Here is a 21,260-nt window from a genome sequence, read left to right as displayed (position 1 = left end):
CGAATGACGTGAAGGAACCGCGCAGCGGCGCGAGGACCGCCAGCCCCTGAGCGGCACCAGACCGCGTTAACACCTGTCGCTTTACTGACGGGCACCAGGCTTCCCTGCCGCACTGTTCTATTTACGGGCGGCGATAATCGCATCAGCCACGTTGCGCGGCGCCTGCGCGTAGTGGCTGAACTCCATGCTGTAGGTGGCGCGCCCCTGGGTCAGCGAGCGCAGGCTGGTGGAGTAGCCGAACATCTCCGACAGCGGCACTTCAGCGCGAATAATCCGGCCGCCAAAATGCTCATCCATGCCCTGCACCGCCCCGCGACGTGACGACAGATCGCCCATGATGCCGCCGGCGTACTCTTCCGGCGTCTCCACTTCCACCTTCATCACCGGCTCCAGAATCGCCGGATCGGCCTGTTTCGCCGCGGCGCGAAAGCCGAGAATGGCCGCCATGCGGAAGGCCATCTCCGAGGAGTCGACCTCATGATAAGAGCCAAACGTCAGGGTCGCTTTGATATCAACAATCGGATAGCCCGCCAGCACGCCACTGTTCAGCGCCTCGCGCACGCCTTTCTCCACTGACGGGATATATTCACGCGGCACCACGCCGCCTTTGGTGGCATCTTCAAAGACAAAGCCGCTGCCCGCCTCACCCGGTTGCAGGCTCAGTACCACATGGCCGTACTGCCCTTTGCCGCCCGACTGGCGCACAAACTTACCTTCCACATCCTGTACCGCTTTGCGCAGCGTTTCGCGGTAGGTCACCTGCGGTCGCCCGATATTCGCCTCGACGCCAAATTCACGCTTCAGGCGGTCGACGATAATCTCCAGATGCAGTTCGCCCATGCCCGAGATGATCGACTGGCCCGACTCCTCATCGGTGTGCAGCCGGAACGAGGGATCTTCTGCCGCCAGCCGCTGTAACGCCAGCCCCATCTTCTCCTGGTCCGCTTTGGTTTTCGGCTCAATCGACAGCGAAATCACCGGTTCAGGAAACTCCATCCGCTCCAGGGTAATGATGGCGTGCGGATCGCACAGGGTTTCGCCGGTGGTGACCTCTTTCAGCCCGACGCAGGCGGCGATATCTCCGGCGCGTATTTCGTCGATCTCATGACGGGCGTTGGCGTGCATCTGCACGATACGGCCAATGCGCTCTTTTTTGCCTTTAACCGCGTTATAGACGCTATCACCCTTGCGTAACACGCCCGAGTAAACCCGCACAAAGGTCAGCTGGCCGACAAAGGGATCGCTCATCAGCTTAAACGCCAGCGCCGAGAACGGTTCGTCATCATCCGGATGGCGTTCAGCGGGATTGCCAGCCTCATCAACGCCGCTAATCGCCGGCACATCAGCCGGTGACGGCATCAGTTCGATCACCGCATCCAGCATCCGCTGCACTCCTTTGTTCTTAAACGCGCTGCCGCACAGCATCGGCTGAATCTGGTTTTGCAGCGTGCGCTGGCGTAAACCGGCAATCACCTGCTGCTCGCTGAGATCGCCCTGCTCCAGCCAGGCTTCGGTCAGGGTTTCATTGGCTTCCGCCGCCGCCGCGACCATTTTTTCACGCCAGCGCTGCGCTTCGGCCAGCTGGTCAGCCGGGATCTCGCCATAGCTGAAGGTCATTCCCTGGCTCTCTTCATCCCAGTAGATCGCCTGCATACGGATCAGATCGATCACCCCGACGAACTGCTCTTCACGCCCGATCGGGATCACAATCGGTACCGGATTGGCTTTCAGCCGTGACTGCATCATGGTGACGACGCGGAAAAAATCGGCGCCCTGGCGGTCCATTTTGTTGACGAACGCCAGCCGCGGTACATGATATTTATTCGCCTGACGCCATACCGTCTCCGACTGCGGCTGTACACCGCCCACGGCGTCATACACCATCACCGCCCCATCCAGCACCCGCATTGAGCGCTCGACCTCGATGGTGAAATCGACGTGGCCTGGGGTGTCGATAATATTGATGCGGTGCGGCTCAAAGCGCTTATCCATGCCCGGCCAGAAGCAACTGACGGCGGCAGAGGTGATGGTAATGCCGCGCTCCTGCTCCTGCGCCATCCAGTCGGTTGTTGCCGCGCCATCGTGCACTTCCCCCAGCTTGTGACTCATTCCGGTGTAAAACAGAATGCGCTCGGTGGTGGTGGTTTTACCGGCATCGATATGCGCGGAGATGCCGATATTACGGTAACGTTCGATCGGTAGGGGTCGGGGCATGATGTATCCTTAGTCAGATTGACGGGAACGTGATGCGCAATTTTTGCGCAGCTGTGTCAGCAAGCGTAGCCCAATGGTACGACTCTATACGAACAGTTTGAGCTATTATTAATCAGCTCACTCTAAACAACAGGAAGGTTATGCTGAGTCATCATCCGGAAACCGGAGAGTTACGGCTGGAAAATGTGTTGTTCGCGCTGGGCAATCCGCTGCGGCTGGCGATCGTGGATACCCTGGCGCGTGAAGGTGAACAGCCCTGCGGCCTGTTGCGCGGTGAAGTGGCGAAATCGACCATGACGCATCACTGGCGGGTGCTGCGTGACAGTGGCGTGATCTGGCAACGACCGCTGGGACGGGAAAATCTGATTTCGCTGCGGCGTGAGGATCTCGAACAACGCTTCCCCGGCTTACTGACCAGCGTGCTGACCGCCATCCCCCAGGATGCCGCACCGCACGCACGGGCTGGCAAGCCCGGCGACGACGTTTTAAGGTAACGGAATTTAATTAAAGGGAAACTCTATGCGGATTCTGATAGCAGGTGCCGGCGCGACCGGCGGCTATTTTGGCGCGCGACTGGCTCAGGCGGGCCAGGACGTGACGTTTCTGGTGCGCGAACGGCGCTACCGGCAGTTGCAGGAAAAGGGGCTGGTGTTGCAGACGCCCGGCGGCAGCGAAACGCTGCGGCCGCAACTGGTGCAGGCGGCATCACTGCACGGCCACTACGACCTGATTATTCTGACGGTAAAAAGTTTTGCCCTTGAACAGGTGATGGAAGACATTGCGCCTGCCGTCGGTCCGCAGACGCTGATCATGCCGATTCTGAACGGTATGCGGCACCTTGAAACGCTGCAGCAGCGCTTTGGCCGCGAGGCGGTGATCGGCGGGATGTGTAAAATCAACGCCACGCTGGGCGACAACGGTGAAGTGATCCAGATGACCGCGCTGCATCAGCTCTATTACGGCGCGCTCGACGGTAATAACGATGCGCGCCTGCAGCGGGTTGACGCAGCGCTGCGCGACGCTCAGGTCGATACCCGCTTCAGCGACAACATGATGGATGAACTGTGGGAGAAGTGGCTGCTGCTCAGCACGCTCGGCGCGGTCTGCTGTCTGGCGCGCGGTGATACCCAGCAGGTGCTGCGATCAGCAGGCGGCGAAGCGCTGCTTCAGGGAATTTTCACCGAGATCCTGACGGTGATCGGTGCTGCGGGTTATCAGCCACGCCCGGCGGTAACCGCCAGAATCTTCGAGCTGCTGAACGATCCTGCCACACCGATGACCTCCTCGATGTACCGCGATTTATGCCAGGGATTCGATATTGAAGCCGACCAGATCATCGGCGATCTGTTGCTGCGTGCCGGTCAGTACGGTCTGAACACGCCCCTGCTGAATGCGGTATTTGTCAATCTGCAGGTCTATCTGCAAAATCGCTAAACGCCAGCGGGCCGCATCGCGCCGGCCCGCCGCTTTTCAGCTCCCCTGAATCCGCTGCTGTACGCCAGCGAGACGCATCAGCCGCTGCCACGCCGCCTCAATCTCATCAGGCAACGTTACTTCGGCAAAGAACCCTTTGCCGCGCGGCCCATAGCCCTGTTCGTCGTTACGCAGCCGCTGGACCTCGCCCATCAGCAGCGACATAAAGCGCTCCAGCGACCACAGACCCTGCGGCGCGGCGCCGGTAATCCGCAACTGGTCCGCCTCAGCGGTTAACTGCGGCACAAAAACCGGCCAGCTGATAAAGCGGGGAGCCGCCGCCCGATCGCGCCACTGCCAGCGGAAGGTGGCGTCGGTGCGCCGCTGCAGCAACGGGTCCTGAATCAGAATCACCTGCTGCGGCCGGATGCCACGGCTCTCCAGCAGCCGCTGACTCAAGGCCGCATTTTCGCCGCAGTTGCGCGATTCGCCCTCCAGCAGCAGCCGATCGTCCGGCAGATCGGCAAAGGTCCGCGCAATAGCGGCCAGCATCTGCGCCTCGCTTTTTCCCTGCGTATCAATCTGGCGATACAATGGATGGGCGGCCATCGCCCCGGCGAGCAGCGGCGTGGCATGGCCGATGCCACCGCTGATCAACAGCGGTAAGCCAGAACTTTTTGCCAGCGCCACCGCGCCTTCAATGTTAGGCAGCACCGCATGGCCCGCCAGTATCAGCAGATCGGCGTGGATCTCATCCTGTCCGGAGAGCTGATCCAGCGCCAGCCAGTCGGCAATCAGGTTGACGTCATTCCTGTCACGTTCAGTAAGCTGCATCTTTTTCTCCTTGTCGCTGCGCAGTGTAACGCGCCACAGCAGCGCTGCAGTGGGAAAATTTGCTACAATCGCCACTTCATCTACTGGAGAGATCAATGACTTCCCGCTCTGTGACCCTTGATGATGTCGCTCAACTGGCTGGCGTCTCTTATCAAACCGTTTCACGCGTGCTTAATCGTTCTGAACAGGTTTCTGTCCGCACCCGGGAGCGGGTAGAAGCGGCGATGCAGCAGCTCAATTATGTGCCGAATCGGGTGGCGCAACAGCTGGCCGGTAAAGCGACCCGTACCCTGGGACTTGCCACCAGCGATCTGGCGCTGATGGCACCGGCTCAGATTGCCTCGGCAATTCAGCGACGCGCGGCGGCGGCGGGCTACCATCTGGTGATCGCGATGGAGAGCGGCAATGACGCCGCGGCGACGGTCAACGAGCTGCTGGCTCAGCGGGTGGATGGCTTACTGATTAACCTGCCGCTGCAGGCGGAGGAGGCTCAGCAGATCCAGGCGTTGTGCGGCGCAAAACCGGCGCTGTTTCTGGATGTCGAGCCGCAGGCGGCCGTGGCGCAGTGTCAGTATCCTAATCATCCCGGGGCGCGAGCGGCGGTCGAACATCTGGTGGCGCTGGGACATCGGCAGATCGGCTTGCTGAACGGCCCGGAGCGATCGGTGTCGGCACGTCAGCGGGAAGCTGCCTGGCGTCAGGCGCTGGCAGATCATCAGCTGACACCGCATTGCTCGCTGCGCGGCGACTGGAGTGCGCAGTCAGGCTATCAGGTGTTACTGGCGCAGTTGCCTGATGCCTTACCTCAGGCCCTGCTGGTGGCCAATGACCAGATGGCGCTGGGTGCGATGCGCGCCCTCCATCAGCACGGCGTGGCGATTCCGGGACAGATTTCGGTCATTGGCTATGACGATACCGCCGAGAGTGCGTGGTATCAGCCGCCGCTCACCACGGTGCGTCAGGATTTACAACAGCTTGGCGTGCTCAGCGTCGAGCGATTGCTGGCGCAGCTACAGGGCGAAACCCTCAGTGATGCAGCGCTGGAAACCACGCTGGTGATCCGGGAAACCACCGCCCCACCCGCCGACTCCGGCGTCGATTTAACCGCGCTGGCGCAGCAGCTACAGGCCATTGCCCGCCAGCTGACAGCAAAGTAGCGCAGCCACTCCGCCAGGCAGAGGCTGACCGCCACGTCGCAATCCATCGCCCATAAAAAAACCCGCCCCCGGAAACGGGAGCGGGTCTCAGTTAACAGAGCGCAACGGACCGGCTCCGTTATCGGCCTCAGGCTTTCGGGTGTTCGCCGACGCCCATGGCTTTGATCTTTTTCGACAGCTCACGACGCTCTTTCGACAGATCGGCGTTTTTGATGATGTACTCATCGACGCGATCTTCATAATCCACACGCATGCTGGCGATAATTTCCTGAATCGCCTCCACGCTCATGCCGGGTTTAATGTACTCGCTCAGGTTGTCTAACAGCAGGACGCGCTTCTGGTTGTCGCGAATTTTCTTCTCGTTATCGACAATTTCACGCTGCAGTTTGTTTTTGCGGCGGAACATACGCACGAACTCCAGGACGTCCTGAAATGATTGCTTGGCATTTTCCATGATGGCACCTTTCTTTGAGCCTGCTGACGCAGGGAGAGAGACAAAACGATCAGCTTAGCGGCTAGCCAGCCTTATACGCAATTTTCACAGCTAATTTCGGACTGGCCCTTATCTTAGCGCAAAGAAACCCGGTTTCACATTAAGTCATTGTCTGAGGTGATTATTTGCGCAGCGCCATCCGCATCAGATCGGTCATCCGCTCCAGCTGTTTTGCCAGCTCAAGGCTTAACCAGACGTAACCGTAGATCGGCGTTTCCTCCAGCCTTTCACTGCCGGCTTCCGCTATCAGCCGCCGCAGTTCGTCGCTGATTTCGGTCAGTTCGTGGCTGTTGGCCAGCACTTCGTCAGTCTCGCCTTCAATCGCCATCACCGACAGCGCACGCAGGGTGCTTTCGGTCATCTGCTGGGTACGACGTAATGCCGGAGCATTGAGCAGAATCAGATGGCTCTCGCGCGAGGCCCACCAGGCATTAATCTGCATCTCAATGGTGTACACCATATTACGGTTTATGGTCTGAATCGCTTCAAGCACCGATTTTGGAATGCGCGTCTCTTTGCTCGACGGCTCCAGCAGCGCCCGCATCCTGATTACGCTGGTCAGCAACTTACCCAGCGGCTTGTTCAGGCGCGGCTTATCCACCAGATTGGGTGAGAAACCGGCGTGATAAATTTTCGCCATCTCCGCCAGCGTGTCCGAGAGCTGAATACGCCAGTGAATGTAGGCGCGCTGCGCCCAGATGGCGGTAAACAGCAGCGCCATCAGCGAACCGAGGATCACATCGCCGCCGCGCCACAGCGCCATGGTGAAATCGCCGGTCGGTGCGCCAACCACCACGCTGAGGGTAATGCCGATCAGCAGCGCCATATAGGGATGCTTGCCCAGCGTCAGGTAGCCGCTGATAAACATCGCCACGCCACACCATGCCAGCATCATCGGCATGGAGATCAGCTCCAGCTTCAGGGCAATCAACCCCGAGATCGATCCCGCCACCGTGCCGCTGATGCGCTGCAGGGCGCGCGGAAAGACATTTCCCCAGGTTGAGATCGGCCCCATCACCACCACCAGGGTAATCAGCGGCCAGGTGCCTTCCGGAATACCGGTAGCCCGGACAAAAATAAAGCAGAGTAAAAAAGCGATAGCGATGCGCACGCCATGAACACTGCGGTAGTGACGATAGAACCAAAACTCAAGTTTTGATATGGGCTTATCAGATCGCAAAGTGGTTTTCCGGTTGGTGGATCAATTCGTGCGCTATCTTAACCCCTGATGTTGCTAAGGCTTAGTGCGCCATCTACATTTCAAAACAGTTTTGACGTTCCCTTACAATTATCAACATCGCCTTTACATACGACCCCGAACTCAAAAAACAAATTGCCAACAGTTTTTAACCTTTCGCTTTTGTTAGTAACACTTGAGAAGGAAGCACGATGAGAAAGAGAGCAAAAACCCTGCCGGGCGTCACGCGGCGGCAGGTTCTGACATGGTCGACGCTGGGCGTTGCGGCGACGGTCAGCCAGGTCGCCGATGCCGTTTCTCTGAAAGGTAGTCCAGGCTGGACGCCATTCTCCGATAATCCTCCAGAAACCTATCCCCAGCAAGGCTGGCTGTTTTTTACTGATGCTGAAGCAAAGACCATCGAAGCGATGGTTGACCGGCTGATCCCGGCCGATGACCTCAGCGTGGGCGGCAAAGAGGCGGGCTGCGCGGTCTTTATCGATCGTCAGCTGCACAGCTCCTACGGCACTTTTGAGCGCCTCTATATGCAGGGCCCGTTTCAGCAAGGCACCACTGAACAGGGCGATCAATCCCCGCTGGTGCCGCGCCAGCGCTACCGCAAGGGCATCGCCGCGCTTAACCGCTACGTTCAGCAGACCTCGAACAAAAACTTCACTGATCTGACGCCGCCACAGCAGGACGAACTGCTGCACGCGATGGAAGCCGGTAAGGTTCACTTCAGCGATTTCGATGCGCAATCCTTCTTTCTCGAAGTGCTCAATAACACCATGGAAGGCTTCTTTGCCGATCCGGTGTATGGCGGCAACCGGGAGATGGTGTCATGGAAAATGCTCGGTTTTCCGGGCGCGCGCTATGACTACCGCGATTACATCGAGCGGCATAACGAAGATTTGCACTTCGAACCGATCAGTATTGCGCAATGGAAAGCAAAGGACGAATCATGAAAAAACTTCCCAAAACCGATGTCGTGGTGATTGGCCTCGGCTGGGCCGGATCGATTATCGCCAATGAACTGGCCGATGAAGGCCTGGAAGTGGTCGGTATTGAACGGGGTCCGTGGCGCGATACCGCTCGCGACTTCAATATCGGTACCGTCACCGATGAGCTGCGTTATGTGATGCGTGAAGAACTGATGCTGCGCACTCGCCAGAACACCTGCACCATGCGCAACAACCCGTCGCAGACCGCGTTACCGATGCGCACCTGGGGATCGTTTCACCCCGGCAACGGCACCGGCGGCGCAGGCAACCACTGGGCTGGCATCACCTTTCGCTTCCAGCCCGAAGAGTTCCGCCTGAAGAGCCATCTGACCGAGCGTTACGGTGCCAGCGCCATACCTGATGAGCTGGTGCTGCAGGACTGGGGCACAACCTGGGAGGAGATGGAGCCGCACTATATGCAGTTTGAGCGGGTGGCGGGCACCTCGGGCCGCGCCGGTAACCTTAACGGTGAAAAACGGCCGGGCGGCAATCCGTTTGAGGGCGCGCGCTCCGGCGACTATCCGACGCCGCCGCTGCGTCAGCCTTATGCGCCAACGCTGTTTGCCGATGCGGCAAAAAATCTCGGCTATCAGCCGTTCCCGGTGCCCTCCTCGCTGGTCTCGGAGGCCTATACCAATCCGTACGGCGTGACGATGGGGCCCTGCACCTTCTGCGGCTTTTGCACTAACTACGGCTGTGCCAACTACTCCAAAGCCAGCGCCATCACCACCGTGCTGCCGGCGCTGATGCGTAAGCCTAACTTCACCGCCTATACCAACAGTGAAGTATTGCAGGTGCTGACGGACTCAACCGGCAAAAAAGCCACCGGCGTCACCTACATCGACTCGTCAGGCGACGAGTGGGAACAGCCCGCCGATCTGGTGATCGTCGCCGCCTTCACCTTTGAAAATGTGCGCCTGATGCTGCTCTCCGGGATTGGCGAGGCCTACGATCCGGTGACCAACAGCGGTACCACCGGGCGCAACTACGCCTACCAGACCGCCAACAACGTCACGCTGTTTTTCGATAACAAAAACTTCAATCCGTTTATCGGCGCAGGCGCGGTCGGGATGGGGATCGACGAATTTAATAACGATAACTTTGACCACAGCGGCCTCGGCTTTTTCGGCGGCGGCAGCATCCGCGTAACGCCAATTGGCGCAGCGCCGATTGGTTATCGACCGTTGCCGCCCAACACGCCGAAGTGGGGATCGAAATGGAAACAGACGCTGAAAGATAACTATCTCAGCACCATGTCGATTGGCTGTGAAGCCAGCAGCTATACCACCCGCACCAACTACCTGTCGCTTGACCCCAACTACAAAGATCCGCACGGCCGCCCGCTGTTACGTATCACCTTCGACTTCGCGCAGAACGACCTGAAGATGGCGCAGTACTGCACCAACAAGGTGGCTGAGATTGCTAAGGTGATGAACCCGCGCGAGATGATCGTTAAGCCGATGACCGGCCACTGGAGCAGCGTGCCCTATCAGTCTTCTCACGTCGTCGGCGGCTTTATCATGGGAGCCGATCCGCGCACCAGCTCGGTGAATAAGCATCTGCAGGTGTGGGATGTGCCGAATCTGTTTGTGGTCGGCGCTTCCGCCTTCCCGCAGAATCCCGGCTATAACCCGACCGGTACGGTGGGCGCGCTGGCCTTTAAAGCGGCGCATGATATCCGTCGCTACTACCTGAAACGTCCGGGGGAGATGATCAGCGCATGAAAACTTTACCGCTTCTCTCTGCCGCCGCGTTGCTGCTGGCCGCATCATTCAGCAGTCAGGCGCAGCCGGAATATGATCAGATCGCCCGCGGCAGCTATATCGCCACGCTGGGCGACTGTACCGCCTGTCACACCACCGATGAGAAACAGCCGTTCGCCGGTGGCGTTAAGCTGCAAACGCCGTTTGGTACCTTGGTTGGGGCGAATATCACCCCTGATCGTGAAACCGGGATTGGTGACTGGAGTTACGATGATTTCCGCCGCGCCATGAATACCGGCGTCGGTCATAACGGCAAACGGTTATATGGCGCGATGCCGTTTACCGCCTACACCAAAATGTCGGAAAAAGATCTGCAGGACCTGTGGGCCTGGATGCAGACGCTGCAACCGATCCATCATCCGGTTGAAACCAACCAGCTCCCCTTCCCGTTCAACATCCGTACCAGCCTGATAGTGTGGAACTGGATCAACTTTGATAAAGGCGAATTTAAACCGAATCCGGACAAGTCGGCGGAATGGAACCGTGGCGCCTATCTGGTTGAAGGACTCGGCCACTGCGGCACCTGCCACTCCCCGAAAAATCTGCTGGGCGGCGACAAAAATGGCCGCTTCCTCGGCGGCAGCGAGGTTGAGGATTGGTATGCGCCGAACCTGGACGCCAGCGACCATACCGGGCTGGGTAAATGGACGCAGCAGGATATCGTCACCTACCTGCGGACCGGCGTGAACCGCTATGCCATCGCGTCCGGCCCGATGGCCGATGCGGTGCGCCATTCAACCCAGCACTGGCGCGAGGACGATCTTAATGCGGTGGCGGTTTATCTCAAGGAGGGTGATAAAAAAGCCGATGAGAAGCCCAAACCGCTGGATGCCGGTGATGACAGAATGAAGCTCGGGGCGACGATCTATGAAGCCAAATGCTCGGCCTGCCACAGTCCGGGTGGCCGCGGTGAAAAGAACATCTTCCCGCAGCTGGCGGATAATCCGCTGATCAATCAGCCGAATGCAACATCACTGATGCATGTGGTGCTGGCGGGCAGTCGCGGCGTGGATACCGACGCACGGCCAACGGCACCGGCGATGCCAGCCTTTGCCGGTACGCTGAGTGATGACCATATTGCGGCAGTGCTCACCTACATTCGCAACAGCTGGGGCAATGCCGCCGCGCCGGTTGAGGCCAGTGAGGTGAAGAAGATGAAGGAAGAGTTACGCTAAACCTCCGTGGGGCAGCCAGAAGGCTGCCCCCGTTTACGGTGCCAGCGATGCCGATCAGAATTTCTGCCTGAGATAATCGGTGATGCGGGTAATCACGCCAGCAGGCTCTACGGCGCTCAGCGCCACCAGCGGATAGTGGGCAATCTGCTGATCTTTATCCATCACCTGAATTTCACCAATGACTTCATTGGCTTTCAGCGGCGCTTCCAGATCGCTGCGGTTAATGATGTATTTCGCTTTGACGTTCTGCACTTCACTGCGCGGCAGCGACAGATAGACATCATTCGCGGTCCCCACTTCAACCTGATGCGGATTGCCATACCAGACATTCTCGCTGCCTATTTTCTTACCGGCATGGAACAGCTGCACGGTATCAAAGGTATTCTGACCCCATACCAGCAGTTTGCGCGCCTGCTCTTCCCGCCCTTTGGGACTCTTACCACCCATCACCACCGCGATCAGACGATGTTTGCCCACCACGTTAGAGGCGATGATGTTAAAGCCCGCGGTTTCGGTGTGGCCGGTTTTCAGCCCATCGACATGCAGGTTGTTATCCCACAGTAAGCCGTTACGGTTGTTCTGAGTGATGACGTTCCAGGTCAGGGTTTTCTCACTGTACATGGCATAGAAGTCAGGCTCACCGTCGATAATCGCCCGCGACAGTTTCGCCATATCCAGCGCACTGGAGAACTGGCCCGGTGCATCCAGACCATGCACCGTTTCGAAGTGGGTATTTTGCAGGCCGAGTTTATCAACATAGTGATTCATCATTTTGACGAAGTTATCTTCGCTGCCCGCCACGTAGTCCGCCAGCGCCACGCAGGCATCGTTACCGGAATCGATGATCACTCCACGGCTGAGATCGCGCACGCTGAGCTTATCGCCGGGCTTGAGGAACATCAGCGATGACCCTTTGAACACCGGATTACCGGCAGCCCAGGCATCTTTGCCGACGGTGACCATATCGTCGCGGCTGATTTTCTTTTGATCGATAGCGCGATCGACCACATAACCGGTCATCAGCTTGGTCAGGCTGGCAGGATTGCGGCGCGCATCCGGATTACCAGCGGTCAGCACCTGGCCGGTAGTGGCATCCATCAATACCCAGGAGGCCGCATCAATCGCCGGTGGCGTCACGGGAAACGGCATGTCGTCAGCCTGTGCCAGCGAAGCCCAAAAAACAGTAGCGGTAACGGTAATCAACAGACGCCTTTTCAACACTTCATCCTTACCTGCACGGGAGAAAAAATTTATTTATGAAACGAAACGGAAACAGCCGCACCTTTTACGGCAAAAGCGTTGTGAAGGTTTGAATAAATTGAAAAAAAGTATGAACTGCGGCGGCTGAGACACCGGCTGGCTGTTCGATGGATCACGGCGTGCGGTGAAAGCTGTTTACTTAATGAACATTTGCCCGTACCTTTTGTGAGGTTATAAAAGGAACATCGGCCTGAGGGATAAGGTTATGTATTACGGTGAGGAGATTATCGATTTTCTGCAAACCAACAGGATAGTGGCGCTGAAACTTGATCGCGCCTTAACAGGTTTGAATAACGTGGTCTCTGCTCAGAGGGTACTTATTGGAAAAGGTGCAAAACGCGCTTTGTACTACACATTACTAAATGATTATTTCCATTAAGTTTAAAGGGTGGCAGGACACAGACTAACCATAAGGAAACGGTTATGTACTATAATAAAAACGTTATCAGTTACTTGAAGTCAAATAATATCCTCGCGTTAAAACTTGACCGCACATTTACCGGCGTTGGAAAAGCGGCATCTGATCAAATTGATATGCCAGGCGCAGGTGTGCAGCGCGCAATGTATTACACATCATGTTTTACGGATGAATATCAGGAGATTTGTCAGCAGCAAAAAGTTGAGGACTTAAGATTTACCAAAGGCGTGTATCAGCTCATCAGTCATGGAAACATAGTAAATGACATGCTCAAAATATATTTTGAAGATGTCTTCAAATACAAAACCCTTAGCCAACTACAGCGTATTAAGAAGTCGTTAATGGCAGTAAATATCCATATTGCTGCCACTTATTTAACGCAGCACGGGTTTTCTTTAGCTGTAGCAGCTGCGGTATCTGTTGGCATGAAAATGAGCCTTGATATGAACGCACTGGTGGGCCTCAAAGCTGGTGCAGTTGCTGCTCTTGCGGGAATGTATGGCGTCGTTCAGAAAGCTGCTGATAGCGCAAACCGACTTCGATATGCCCTGCCTGGCTATTATTCTGCATTATATGCCAATGAACCAGAGATGATGTTTTTTCTGATTGATCCTTTATTCGAAAGATCTGGAGCCCTGCGAAGTGCGTGGGCATCTGATGATGAAATCTCCAGAGTTATTACTAACATGATTCGGTAAATGAATAATGGAAAATTTAATAAAAAGATTTCTCAAGCGCCTTTTTAAATCCTGGATTTCTCTCTATGGACCAGCTCTCCTTACTCTGGCTTTTTCTGTAGCCCTTTTTCAGATCTTCCCTGAAGGCCCTTTGTGGCCCGTACCTGTTTTTGCTGTAGTTATCATTATATTTTTCCACCGACTGGTTAAATGGTAACCCGTTATTTAACAAAAACTCCAACATATAAGGATATAACATGTCTGCTCCCGCACATTTATGGCTTAACGATGAAAATGGATCTCCAATCGTCGGTAGTTGTCAGATGCCACTGCGTTCAGGCTCTATTGAACTCAAATCATTCTCCCACGGCGTTACTATTCCGGTCGATCCTAACTGGGGAAAACTTACAGGCACACGCATTCACCAGCCTATAACGATAGTGAAAGAGTTTGATCAAACAACTCCACTTCTGTACAGAGCTGTCTGCGAAGGCCGAATCATGAAGAAGGCGACAATCAGGATGTACCGGATAATTGATGCAGGAATTGAGACTGAATATTTTAATATCATCCTGGAAAACGTGAAGGTCACCACGGTATCGCCCTATCTTGCACCCAACGGCATCAGCAGCACGCATCTGGAAACGCTGGAATTACGCTATGAAGCGATAACCTGGAAATATACCGAAGGGAATATTATCTATCGAGACACCTGGAATGAGCGAGCTACAGCCTGAGAGATAAAAGTCCGGTTTAATCCTGCCGCCTTACCTCTCAGCCAGATGCAACCCCTGTCCCCGCTACCATCCGAAACTTCAGGCCGGTCGGATTATGGTTTACCATGTAGGTTGTGAAGCCTGATGCTGCCTGCGTGACCGTGCTCTGCACAGGCACAGCTCTCGCACCAGCAGCCAGGTGCCGATGAAGTAAGGCATCAAGCGAGCGGGAAGCCTGATGACTTTCTGTTCATCAGTTTAGTGAACGACATTGAGCGGATATGAAATTTGAATAACGATCGCGTACAGCCCACCTTCCTCTTCCACGATTACGAGACCTTCGGGACCAGTCCTTCACGCGATCGGCCGGCGCAGTTTGCCGGGCTGCGCACCGACAGCGATTTTAATCCGATCGGCGAGCCGCAGGTCTTTTACTGCCGTCCGCCGGATGACTATCTGCCGCAGCCGGAAGCGGTAATGATTACCGGGATTACGCCGCAGGTAGCGATGGCGCGCGGCGTCACTGAAGCAGACTTTGCTGAACGCATTCACGCCCTGTTTACCGTCGAACAGACCTGTGTGGTGGGCTACAACAACGTCCGGTTTGATGATGAAGTGACGCGCAATATTTTCTACCGCAACTTTTACGATCCCTATGGCTGGAGCTGGCAGAACGGTAACTCGCGCTGGGACCTGCTCGACGTGATGCGGGCCTGCTATGCGTTACGCCCGGAAGGCATTCACTGGCCGGAGAACGAAGAGGGTTTTCCCAGCTTCCGGCTGGAACATCTGACCAAAGCCAACGGCGTGGCGCATGAAAATGCGCATGATGCGATGTCAGATGTCTATGCCACGCTGGCGATGGCAAAGCTGGTAAAAGAGAAGCAGCCAAAACTGTTTGAGTTTTTGTTTACCCACCGTAACAAAAACAAGCTGATGAACCTGATTGATATCCCGCAGATGAAACCGCTGGTGCATGTCTCCGGCATGTTCGGCGCGGCGCGCGGCAATACCAGCTGGGTGGTTCCACTGGCCTGGCATCCCGATAACCGCAATGCGCTGATTGTGGTCGATCTGGCCGGTGATATCTCACCGCTGCTGCAACTCGATGCCGATACCCTGCGCGAGCGACTTTATACGCCGAAAAACGATCTCGGCGATCGGCCAGCGGTGCCGGTAAAGCTGGTTCACATCAATAAATGTCCGGTGCTGGCCCCGGCCAATACTTTGCGTCCGGAAGATGCCGCCCGGCTGGGTATCGATCGTCAGCACTGTCTGGCGAATCTGGCGTTGCTGCGTCAGCAGCCTGAGGTGCGGGAGAAGCTGGTCACGCTGTTTGCTGAAGCGGAGCCGTTTACCCCGTCGGACGATGTCGATACTCAGCTGTACGATGGCTTTTTCAGCGATGCCGATCGCGCGGGCATGAATATTATACGTCAGACCGCCCCCGCCAATCTGCCGGCGCTGGATTTAACCTTCGACAGCGCGCGCGTGGCGAAACTGCTGTTCCGTTATCGGGCGCGTAATTTCCCCGGTACGCTGGATGATGCTGAGCAGCAGCGCTGGTTACAGCATCGGCGTGAAGTGCTGAATGCTGATCGGGTGCAGGCGTTTATGCAGGAACTGGAAGGTCTGGCGAATCTTCATGAAGCCGATCCAGAGAAGCTGGGACAGTTAAAAGCGCTCTATCTCTACGCGCAGGAACTGGTTTCTTAACGCGCGCTCTGCCCGGCCTTCCCTGCTACCTTAATGCCGGGTCCCGCTGCCGTCAGCGGTCCCGGCATCTGCGATTTTAGATCATCACCCAGACCAGCCAGGTCAGCGCAAAACCGCATAATCCCATCAGAGTCGTCAGTACCGTCCAGCTGCGTAACCCATCGGCGACCGACAGGCCGAGATAACGGGTGACCACCCAGAAGCCCGAATCATTAACGTGTGACAAGCCCAGCGCGCCGAAACAGGCGGACAGCGCCACCAGCACCAGCTGCATCTCGCCAAGACCCGCAACGGCGGTACTCAGCAATCCACAGGTTGTGACGATCGCCACCGTTGCTGAGCCCTGTGAGGCGCGCAGCGCCAGTGAAAGAATAAACGCAGCCGGGATTAACGGCAGATGGATCGTCTGCAGCGAAGTGGCCAGCGCTTTGCCTACGCCAGACTCCACCAGCACTTTACCAAACGCGCCTCCGGCACCTGAAACCAGAATCACGCCAGCAGCGGTGGATATCGCGTTGTTTGACAGCGTTTCCAGCTTCTCTGCGGTCCAGCCACGACGCAGCCCCAGTAACCATCCGGCAAGCGCCAGCGTAATCAGTAACGCCACCGCCGGTGATGCGACCAGCGTCAGGATCTTCAGCGGCAGGCTGCCAGGCGTAAGATGCGGCGGCAGCAACGTGCCCAGCATAATCAGCAGGATCGGCAGCACGATTAAGCCTGAAATCAGCAATGCGCCCGGTGCATCGTGGTGACGGGCGGATTGCCCCCCGGCGTTCGGCTCCGTCAGCTGTAGCTGCTCCAGTACCTGAATTGAGAGATGATATTTTCGAAGATTAAGCGCTTTGGCGACGAAATAGCCAGCGATGCCGGTCGGTATCGACAGGGCAATTCCGGTCATCATTAACCAGCCAGGATCGACATTCAGCAATCCGGCGGCAGCGGCGGGTCCCGGATGGGTGGGCACCGTAACATGCACCATCAGCATCATGCCCGCCATGGGCAGACCAAACTTCAGCGGCGAGACGCGCATCACTTTGGTGAAGCCATAGATCAGCGGGACCACGATAATAAACCCGACGTCAAAAAATACCGGCAACCCCAGAATAAAGGCCACGGTGGTGAGTGCCGCTACCATGCGCTGCGGTCCGCATAGCTGCGCGAAGCGGTTTGCCAGTCGATCGGCCCCGCCGGACGTTTCAATAATCGCGCCGAGAATCGCACCCAGCACAATGATGGCGGCAATGCTGCCGAGCAGGCTTCCCATGCCGCCGAGGATCACTTTCATGATGTTTTCGGCCGGGATACCGGTGGTGATGGCGACAAACAGGCTGGCAACCAGCAGCGCAATAAACGGATGGACTTTGGCTTTGATTACCAGCAGCAACAGCAGAATCACGCTGACCAGCGCGATGGATAACAGCAGCGTAGTGGACATCGGCAGACCTCTGATTAATTATAATTTTCAGTAAGTTATATTTTTATTGATTCAACACTGGTGTGATTAAGCTGCAGCAGGACTCACACCGTTTGTCTGGCAAGCGGTGTGATTCAGCATGCAGGTGATTAGCAGCGCGTACGCCAGGGCGCAAACCAGCCGAGGCCGGCCGTGGTGCTGCCTCGCGGGAAATATTCGCAGCCGACCCAGCCGCGATAACCGACCTCATCCAGCAGGTCAAACAGCCACGGGTAGTTGATCTCCCCTCCATCCGGTTCATGGCGATCCGGTGCCGAGGCAATCTGTACGTGGCGATAGCGCCCGGCATAGTGGCGAATCAGATGGCTGAGGTTGCCATCCACTAACTGCGCATGGAACAGATCGAGCTGGGTAAACACATTGGGCCGATCGATCTGATCCACCATCTCCAGCGTCTGATACTGGCTGGAGTAGAGATAGCCTGGCTTGGTGGTCGGATTGAGCGCCTCAATCAGCAGGGTGATACCGTGCGGGGCAAAGCGCTCAGCGGCATAGCGCATGTTGCCGATGAAAGTCTCAACATAGCGCTGGCGATCACCACCCGGCGGCACGGTTGCCGCCATGATGTGCACCTGCGGGCAGTTGAGCGCCCGCGCATAGTCCAGCGCACGATCGATATCCGCTTTCGCTTCCGCTTCACGTCCGGGAATGGCGGAAACGCCCCACTCACCCGCCGCGACGTTGCCGGGCGCAGTATTGAACAGCACCAGCTGCAGCTGATTCTCATCCAGCCACTGCTTCAGCTGTTCCGCCGGATAGTCATAAGGAAACAGAAACTCCACCGCCTCAAAACCGGCGGCCGCGGCGGCGGCGAAGCGTTCCGCAAACGGCAGTTCGGTAAACTGGGTCGACAGGTTGGCAGCAAACTTTGGCATTATCGGCTCCTTAACTCGGCCACTTCGGCATCGTTGAGATAACGGATGGCGCGGTCGCCGAGAGTGAAGATCAGCCGGGCCGTCTCCTCCAGCTCCTCGGTGTTATCTGCCGCCTCACGTAATGATTTCCCCACCACCACCGGCCCGTGATTGGCCAGCAAAAAGGCGCGATAGCGCGGTGCCAGCTGCGCCAGGTCTTCCGCCAGCCGCTGATCGCCCGGCTTGTAGTACGGCACCACCGGCACATCGCCAACCCGCATCACCACATAGGGCGTAAACGGGCGGATGCAGTTTTCCGGGTCCAGTCCCTGTAAACAGGAGAGCGCCGTTAGGTAGTGGCTGTGCAGATGTACCACCGCTTTGCAGTCGGGATTGTTCAGGTAGAGCGCACGGTGAAACGCGATCTCCTTGGAGGGTTTATCGCCAGAGAGCCACTCACCATCAGGGGTGACTTTCGCCAGCCGATCACCCTGTAATTCACCGAGGCAGGAACCGGTTGGCGTCGCCAGCAGGTTGCCATCTTCCAGCCGTACGGAGAGGTTACCGGCCGAGCCGGTGGCGTAGCCGCGCTGGAAAAAGGAGGCACCGAGCCGGACCATTTCGTCACGCGCCTGCTGCTCGGCTAAAGAAAAAGATTCAGACATGGGAAAACTCCGTTTGCGCGCGGCGGAAAAAGTGTTCATCGCCAAAGTTACCGGACTTCAGCGCCAGCGACAGCGGCTGGTGGATGTCGCGCACCCAAGGCACGCCAGGCGAGATGGTCGGGCCGATATGAAACGCGGTGACGCCCAGGCTCTGGGCCACCACGCCGGAAGTTTCGCCGCCCGCCACGATAAAGCGTTGCCAGCCGCGCCGCTTCAGCTCACGGGTCACCGCGGCAAACAGCTGCTCCACCGCCTCGCTGCTGCGCCGGGCGCCGTGTTGCTGCTGAATCGCCTGCAGCTGTTGCGCGTCAGCGGTGGCAAACAGCAGCGGTGCCAGCGCCTGATGGCTGTTGGCTTCCACCCAGTCACACAGCTGTTGGGCATAACCGTCTGCATCCTGCAGACAGCGTTCGATCTGCACTTCCTGTGCCGGTGCCAGCTGGCGATACGCGGCAACCTGAAGGTTGGTCATCTGCGAGCAGGAGCCGGAGATCACCACCGCACGATCGCCCTGCGGCCGTCCCGCCTGCTCCGCCGCTGCCGCATCCGCCCCGGCCGTTGCCCACTGACGCGCCAGCCCAATCGCCAGCCCGGAACCGCCGGTGACCAGCCGCCGATCGCGCAGCGCCTCGCCCTGGGTCAGCAGATGTTGTTCATTCAGGGTATCGATGACCACATAGTTCACGCCCTGCTCCGCCAGCTGGTCCAGCGCCTGACGCACGGACTCTGCACCCTGATCGACCTGCGCGGCGCTAATCAGCCCGGCTTTGCCTGTGGCCTGCGCCGTCATCAGACGCAGCAGGTTGCTGTCGCGCATCGGCGTCACCGGATGATGGCGCATACCGGAGTCCGACAGCAGCTGATCGCCGACAAACAGATGGCCCTGATAGACCGTGCGGCCATTCACCGGCAGCGCCGGACAGATCACCGTCTGAGTTTCACCCAGCGCAGCCAGCAACGCATCGGTCACCGGGCCGATATTGCCCTGCGCGGTGCTGTCGAAGGTGGAGCAGTATTTGAAGTAGAAGCGCTCACAGCCCTGTTGCTGTAACCACGCCAGCGCCGCCAGCGACTGTGCAACCGCCTGATCGGCCGGACAGGATCGGCTCTTCAGGCTGATCACAATCGCCTGCGCCTCTGCGGCCTGCTCGCTGTCGGGGATGCCGTTGAACTGAATCGTGCTCAGGCCGTTCTGTGTCAGAAAACTGGCAATGTCGGTAGCGCCGGTAAAATCGTCGGCTATCACTCCAAGACGCATCAGCTCTTCTCCTTGCCCTGTGGCAGGGTAATGCCGCTGAAGATTTTAATCACCGCGCTGTCATCTTCCCGGCCATAACCGGCATTGCTGGCTTCGGTAAACATATTGAGCGCGGTCGAGGCCAGCGGCAGCGGGAAGTGCAGCGATTTGGCGGTATCCGTCACCAGATTGAGATCTTTGACGAAGATATCGACCGCCGATTTCGGGCTGTAGTCACCGTCGACCACGTGCCGCATACGGTTTTCGAACATCCACGAGTTACCGGCGGCGTTAGTGACAACTTCATACATGGTTTCCAGCGGGATACCGGCGCGCGCGGCCAGCGCCATCGCTTCTGCACCAACGGCGATATGCACGCCAGCCAGCAGTTGATGAATAATTTTGACCGTGGAGCCGAGGCCAATCTCACTGCCCACCCGATAGACTTTCGCTGCGACAGCATCCAGAACCGGTTGCAGCTGGGTGAAGACCGCTTCACTGCCCGATGCCATCACCGTCATCTCACCGCTGGCGGCTTTAGCGGCACCACCGGAGACCGGCGCATCCAGCATCAGCAGGTGATGCTGCGCCAGCCGCTGTTCAATTTGCTGCGCATCCTGCGCCGAGAGTGTCGATGAAACCATCACCGCCGTGCCGGGCCGCAGCTTCGCCGCCAGACCGTCATCCCCGAACAGGATGGCGTTGACCTGTTGCGCATTCACCACCAGCAGCAGCACCGCGTCGAGCTGGTCAGCAAAGTGGGCGGCGGAGGGTTGCGCGTCACGCGCGCCCGCCTGGCGCAGGGTCTCCAGCGCGGCGGGATTGAGATCGACACCCCAGGTGTTAAGACCGGCGCGGATACAGGATTGCGCGGCACCCATGCCCATAGAACCTAACCCGATAACACAGATATTTTCGACTGGCACTGTCGGCCTCCACTGTTAAAATAAGTGATTATTTGTTTGTTACTGTTAATCCTGCCAGCTTTAAGCCGGTAAAAATGTGCCATGTCTCAC

At 57.4% G+C, this 21,260-nt stretch carries 21 protein-coding genes; 10 read left to right on the top strand and 11 right to left on the bottom strand.

What is annotated here, in order from left to right:
• Positions 1-117: 117 nt before the first annotated feature.
• Positions 118-2,214, bottom strand: a complete 2,097-nt coding sequence (gene fusA, locus LZU96_RS07390; protein ID WP_233987688.1) for an elongation factor G — start codon at positions 2,212-2,214, stop codon at positions 118-120.
• A 140-nt stretch (positions 2,215-2,354) separates the two neighbouring features.
• Between fusA and LZU96_RS07385 the strand changes: the two genes are divergently transcribed.
• Positions 2,355-2,708 (top strand): ArsR/SmtB family transcription factor, encoded by a 354-nt coding sequence (locus tag LZU96_RS07385; RefSeq protein ID WP_233987687.1) that lies wholly within the window; start codon positions 2,355-2,357, stop codon positions 2,706-2,708.
• Positions 2,709-2,733: 25 nt separating this feature from the next.
• Entirely contained in the window at positions 2,734-3,648 is a 915-nt protein-coding gene (locus tag LZU96_RS07380) for a ketopantoate reductase family protein (protein WP_233987686.1), read from the top strand.
• Between the two features lie 36 nt (positions 3,649-3,684).
• Here the strand turns inward: LZU96_RS07380 and LZU96_RS07375 are convergent, their stop codons facing one another.
• Positions 3,685-4,557: a YdcF family protein gene (locus tag LZU96_RS07375; protein WP_233987685.1), complete on the bottom strand. Its 873-nt coding sequence runs from the start codon at positions 4,555-4,557 to the stop codon at positions 3,685-3,687.
• On the opposite strand from LZU96_RS07375, the gene LZU96_RS07370 reads away from it, so the two are divergent.
• Positions 4,557-5,618, top strand: a complete 1,062-nt coding sequence (locus tag LZU96_RS07370; protein ID WP_233987684.1) for a LacI family DNA-binding transcriptional regulator — start codon at positions 4,557-4,559, stop codon at positions 5,616-5,618. The genes LZU96_RS07375 and LZU96_RS07370 overlap by 1 nt on opposite strands.
• A gap of 127 nt (positions 5,619-5,745) precedes the next feature.
• Here the strand turns inward: LZU96_RS07370 and tmaR are convergent, their stop codons facing one another.
• Positions 5,746-6,072, bottom strand: a complete 327-nt coding sequence (gene tmaR, locus LZU96_RS07365) for a PTS system regulator TmaR (protein WP_004571340.1) — start codon at positions 6,070-6,072, stop codon at positions 5,746-5,748.
• Between the two features lie 160 nt (positions 6,073-6,232).
• The gene (locus tag LZU96_RS07360; protein ID WP_233987683.1) at positions 6,233-7,291 is read right to left on the bottom strand and encodes an FUSC family protein; all 1,059 of its coding nucleotides are present in this window, start codon (positions 7,289-7,291) and stop codon (positions 6,233-6,235) included.
• A 209-nt stretch (positions 7,292-7,500) separates the two neighbouring features.
• Between LZU96_RS07360 and LZU96_RS07355 the strand changes: the two genes are divergently transcribed.
• Genes LZU96_RS07355 through LZU96_RS07345 form a run of 3 tightly spaced genes read left to right on the top strand, consistent with a single transcriptional unit; the run spans position 7,501 to position 11,227 of the window.
• Positions 7,501-8,253, top strand: coding sequence for a gluconate 2-dehydrogenase subunit 3 family protein (locus LZU96_RS07355; RefSeq protein ID WP_233987682.1), 753 nt, complete (start codon positions 7,501-7,503; stop codon positions 8,251-8,253).
• Entirely contained in the window at positions 8,247-10,013 is a 1,767-nt protein-coding gene (locus tag LZU96_RS07350) for a GMC family oxidoreductase (RefSeq protein WP_233988154.1), read from the top strand. The genes LZU96_RS07355 and LZU96_RS07350 overlap by 7 nt, the downstream gene beginning before the upstream one ends.
• The gene (locus LZU96_RS07345) at positions 10,010-11,227 is read left to right on the top strand and encodes a cytochrome c (RefSeq protein ID WP_233987681.1); all 1,218 of its coding nucleotides are present in this window, start codon (positions 10,010-10,012) and stop codon (positions 11,225-11,227) included. Before LZU96_RS07350 ends, LZU96_RS07345 begins: the two co-directional genes overlap by 4 nt.
• 54 nt (positions 11,228-11,281) lie before the next feature.
• Here the strand turns inward: LZU96_RS07345 and dacD are convergent, their stop codons facing one another.
• Entirely contained in the window at positions 11,282-12,445 is a 1,164-nt protein-coding gene (gene dacD, locus LZU96_RS07340) for a serine-type D-Ala-D-Ala carboxypeptidase DacD (RefSeq protein WP_233987680.1), read from the bottom strand.
• 247 nt (positions 12,446-12,692) lie between these two features.
• Here dacD and LZU96_RS07335 point away from each other — a divergent pair, with 247 nt between their 5' ends.
• On the top strand, positions 12,693-12,866 hold the full coding sequence (locus LZU96_RS07335) for a hypothetical protein (protein ID WP_233987679.1): 174 nt from the start codon (positions 12,693-12,695) through the stop codon (positions 12,864-12,866).
• Between the two features lie 44 nt (positions 12,867-12,910).
• The gene (locus tag LZU96_RS07330; RefSeq protein WP_233987678.1) at positions 12,911-13,603 is read left to right on the top strand and encodes a hypothetical protein; all 693 of its coding nucleotides are present in this window, start codon (positions 12,911-12,913) and stop codon (positions 13,601-13,603) included.
• 16 nt (positions 13,604-13,619) lie between these two features.
• Here the strand turns inward: LZU96_RS07330 and LZU96_RS07325 are convergent, their stop codons facing one another.
• Entirely contained in the window at positions 13,620-13,841 is a 222-nt protein-coding gene (locus LZU96_RS07325) for a hypothetical protein (protein WP_233987677.1), read from the bottom strand.
• Here LZU96_RS07325 and LZU96_RS07320 point away from each other — a divergent pair.
• Entirely contained in the window at positions 13,840-14,319 is a 480-nt protein-coding gene (locus LZU96_RS07320; RefSeq protein ID WP_233987676.1) for an Hcp family type VI secretion system effector, read from the top strand. The two genes, LZU96_RS07325 and LZU96_RS07320, sit on opposite strands and share 2 nt — an antisense overlap.
• A 267-nt stretch (positions 14,320-14,586) precedes the next feature.
• A complete protein-coding gene (sbcB, locus tag LZU96_RS07315; RefSeq protein WP_233987675.1) occupies positions 14,587-16,014 on the top strand; it encodes an exodeoxyribonuclease I in 1,428 nt (475 codons plus the stop codon).
• A 76-nt stretch (positions 16,015-16,090) separates the two neighbouring features.
• On the opposite strand, the gene LZU96_RS07310 is transcribed toward sbcB, so the two are convergent.
• The 5 genes from LZU96_RS07310 to ltnD all read right to left on the bottom strand — a co-directional run bounded on the left by LZU96_RS07310 (position 16,091) and on the right by ltnD (position 21,170).
• On the bottom strand, positions 16,091-17,449 hold the full coding sequence (locus tag LZU96_RS07310) for a GntP family transporter (RefSeq protein ID WP_233987674.1): 1,359 nt from the start codon (positions 17,447-17,449) through the stop codon (positions 16,091-16,093).
• A gap of 128 nt (positions 17,450-17,577) precedes the next feature.
• The gene (locus LZU96_RS07305; RefSeq protein WP_233987673.1) at positions 17,578-18,363 is read right to left on the bottom strand and encodes an HPr family phosphocarrier protein; all 786 of its coding nucleotides are present in this window, start codon (positions 18,361-18,363) and stop codon (positions 17,578-17,580) included.
• Complete coding sequence (locus tag LZU96_RS07300) at positions 18,363-19,007, bottom strand: aldolase (RefSeq protein WP_069729547.1); 645 nt, start codon at positions 19,005-19,007, stop codon at positions 18,363-18,365. Before LZU96_RS07300 ends, LZU96_RS07305 begins: the two co-directional genes overlap by 1 nt.
• Positions 19,000-20,265: a 3-oxo-tetronate kinase gene (otnK, locus tag LZU96_RS07295; RefSeq protein ID WP_233987672.1), complete on the bottom strand. Its 1,266-nt coding sequence runs from the start codon at positions 20,263-20,265 to the stop codon at positions 19,000-19,002. Before otnK ends, LZU96_RS07300 begins: the two co-directional genes overlap by 8 nt.
• Positions 20,265-21,170 carry an L-threonate dehydrogenase gene (gene ltnD / locus LZU96_RS07290; RefSeq protein WP_233987671.1) on the bottom strand — a complete coding sequence of 302 codons (906 nt, stop codon included), beginning with the start codon at positions 21,168-21,170 and terminating at the stop codon, positions 20,265-20,267. The genes otnK and ltnD overlap by 1 nt, the downstream gene beginning before the upstream one ends.
• Positions 21,171-21,260: the final 90 nt, after the last annotated feature.

This window comes from Pantoea agglomerans (assembly GCF_021397715.1).
Classification (GTDB): Bacteria; Pseudomonadota; Gammaproteobacteria; order Enterobacterales; family Enterobacteriaceae; genus Pantoea; species Pantoea astica.
Note: the sequence above shows the minus strand (reverse complement) of the source record. Positions and strands in the feature narration are given on the sequence as shown.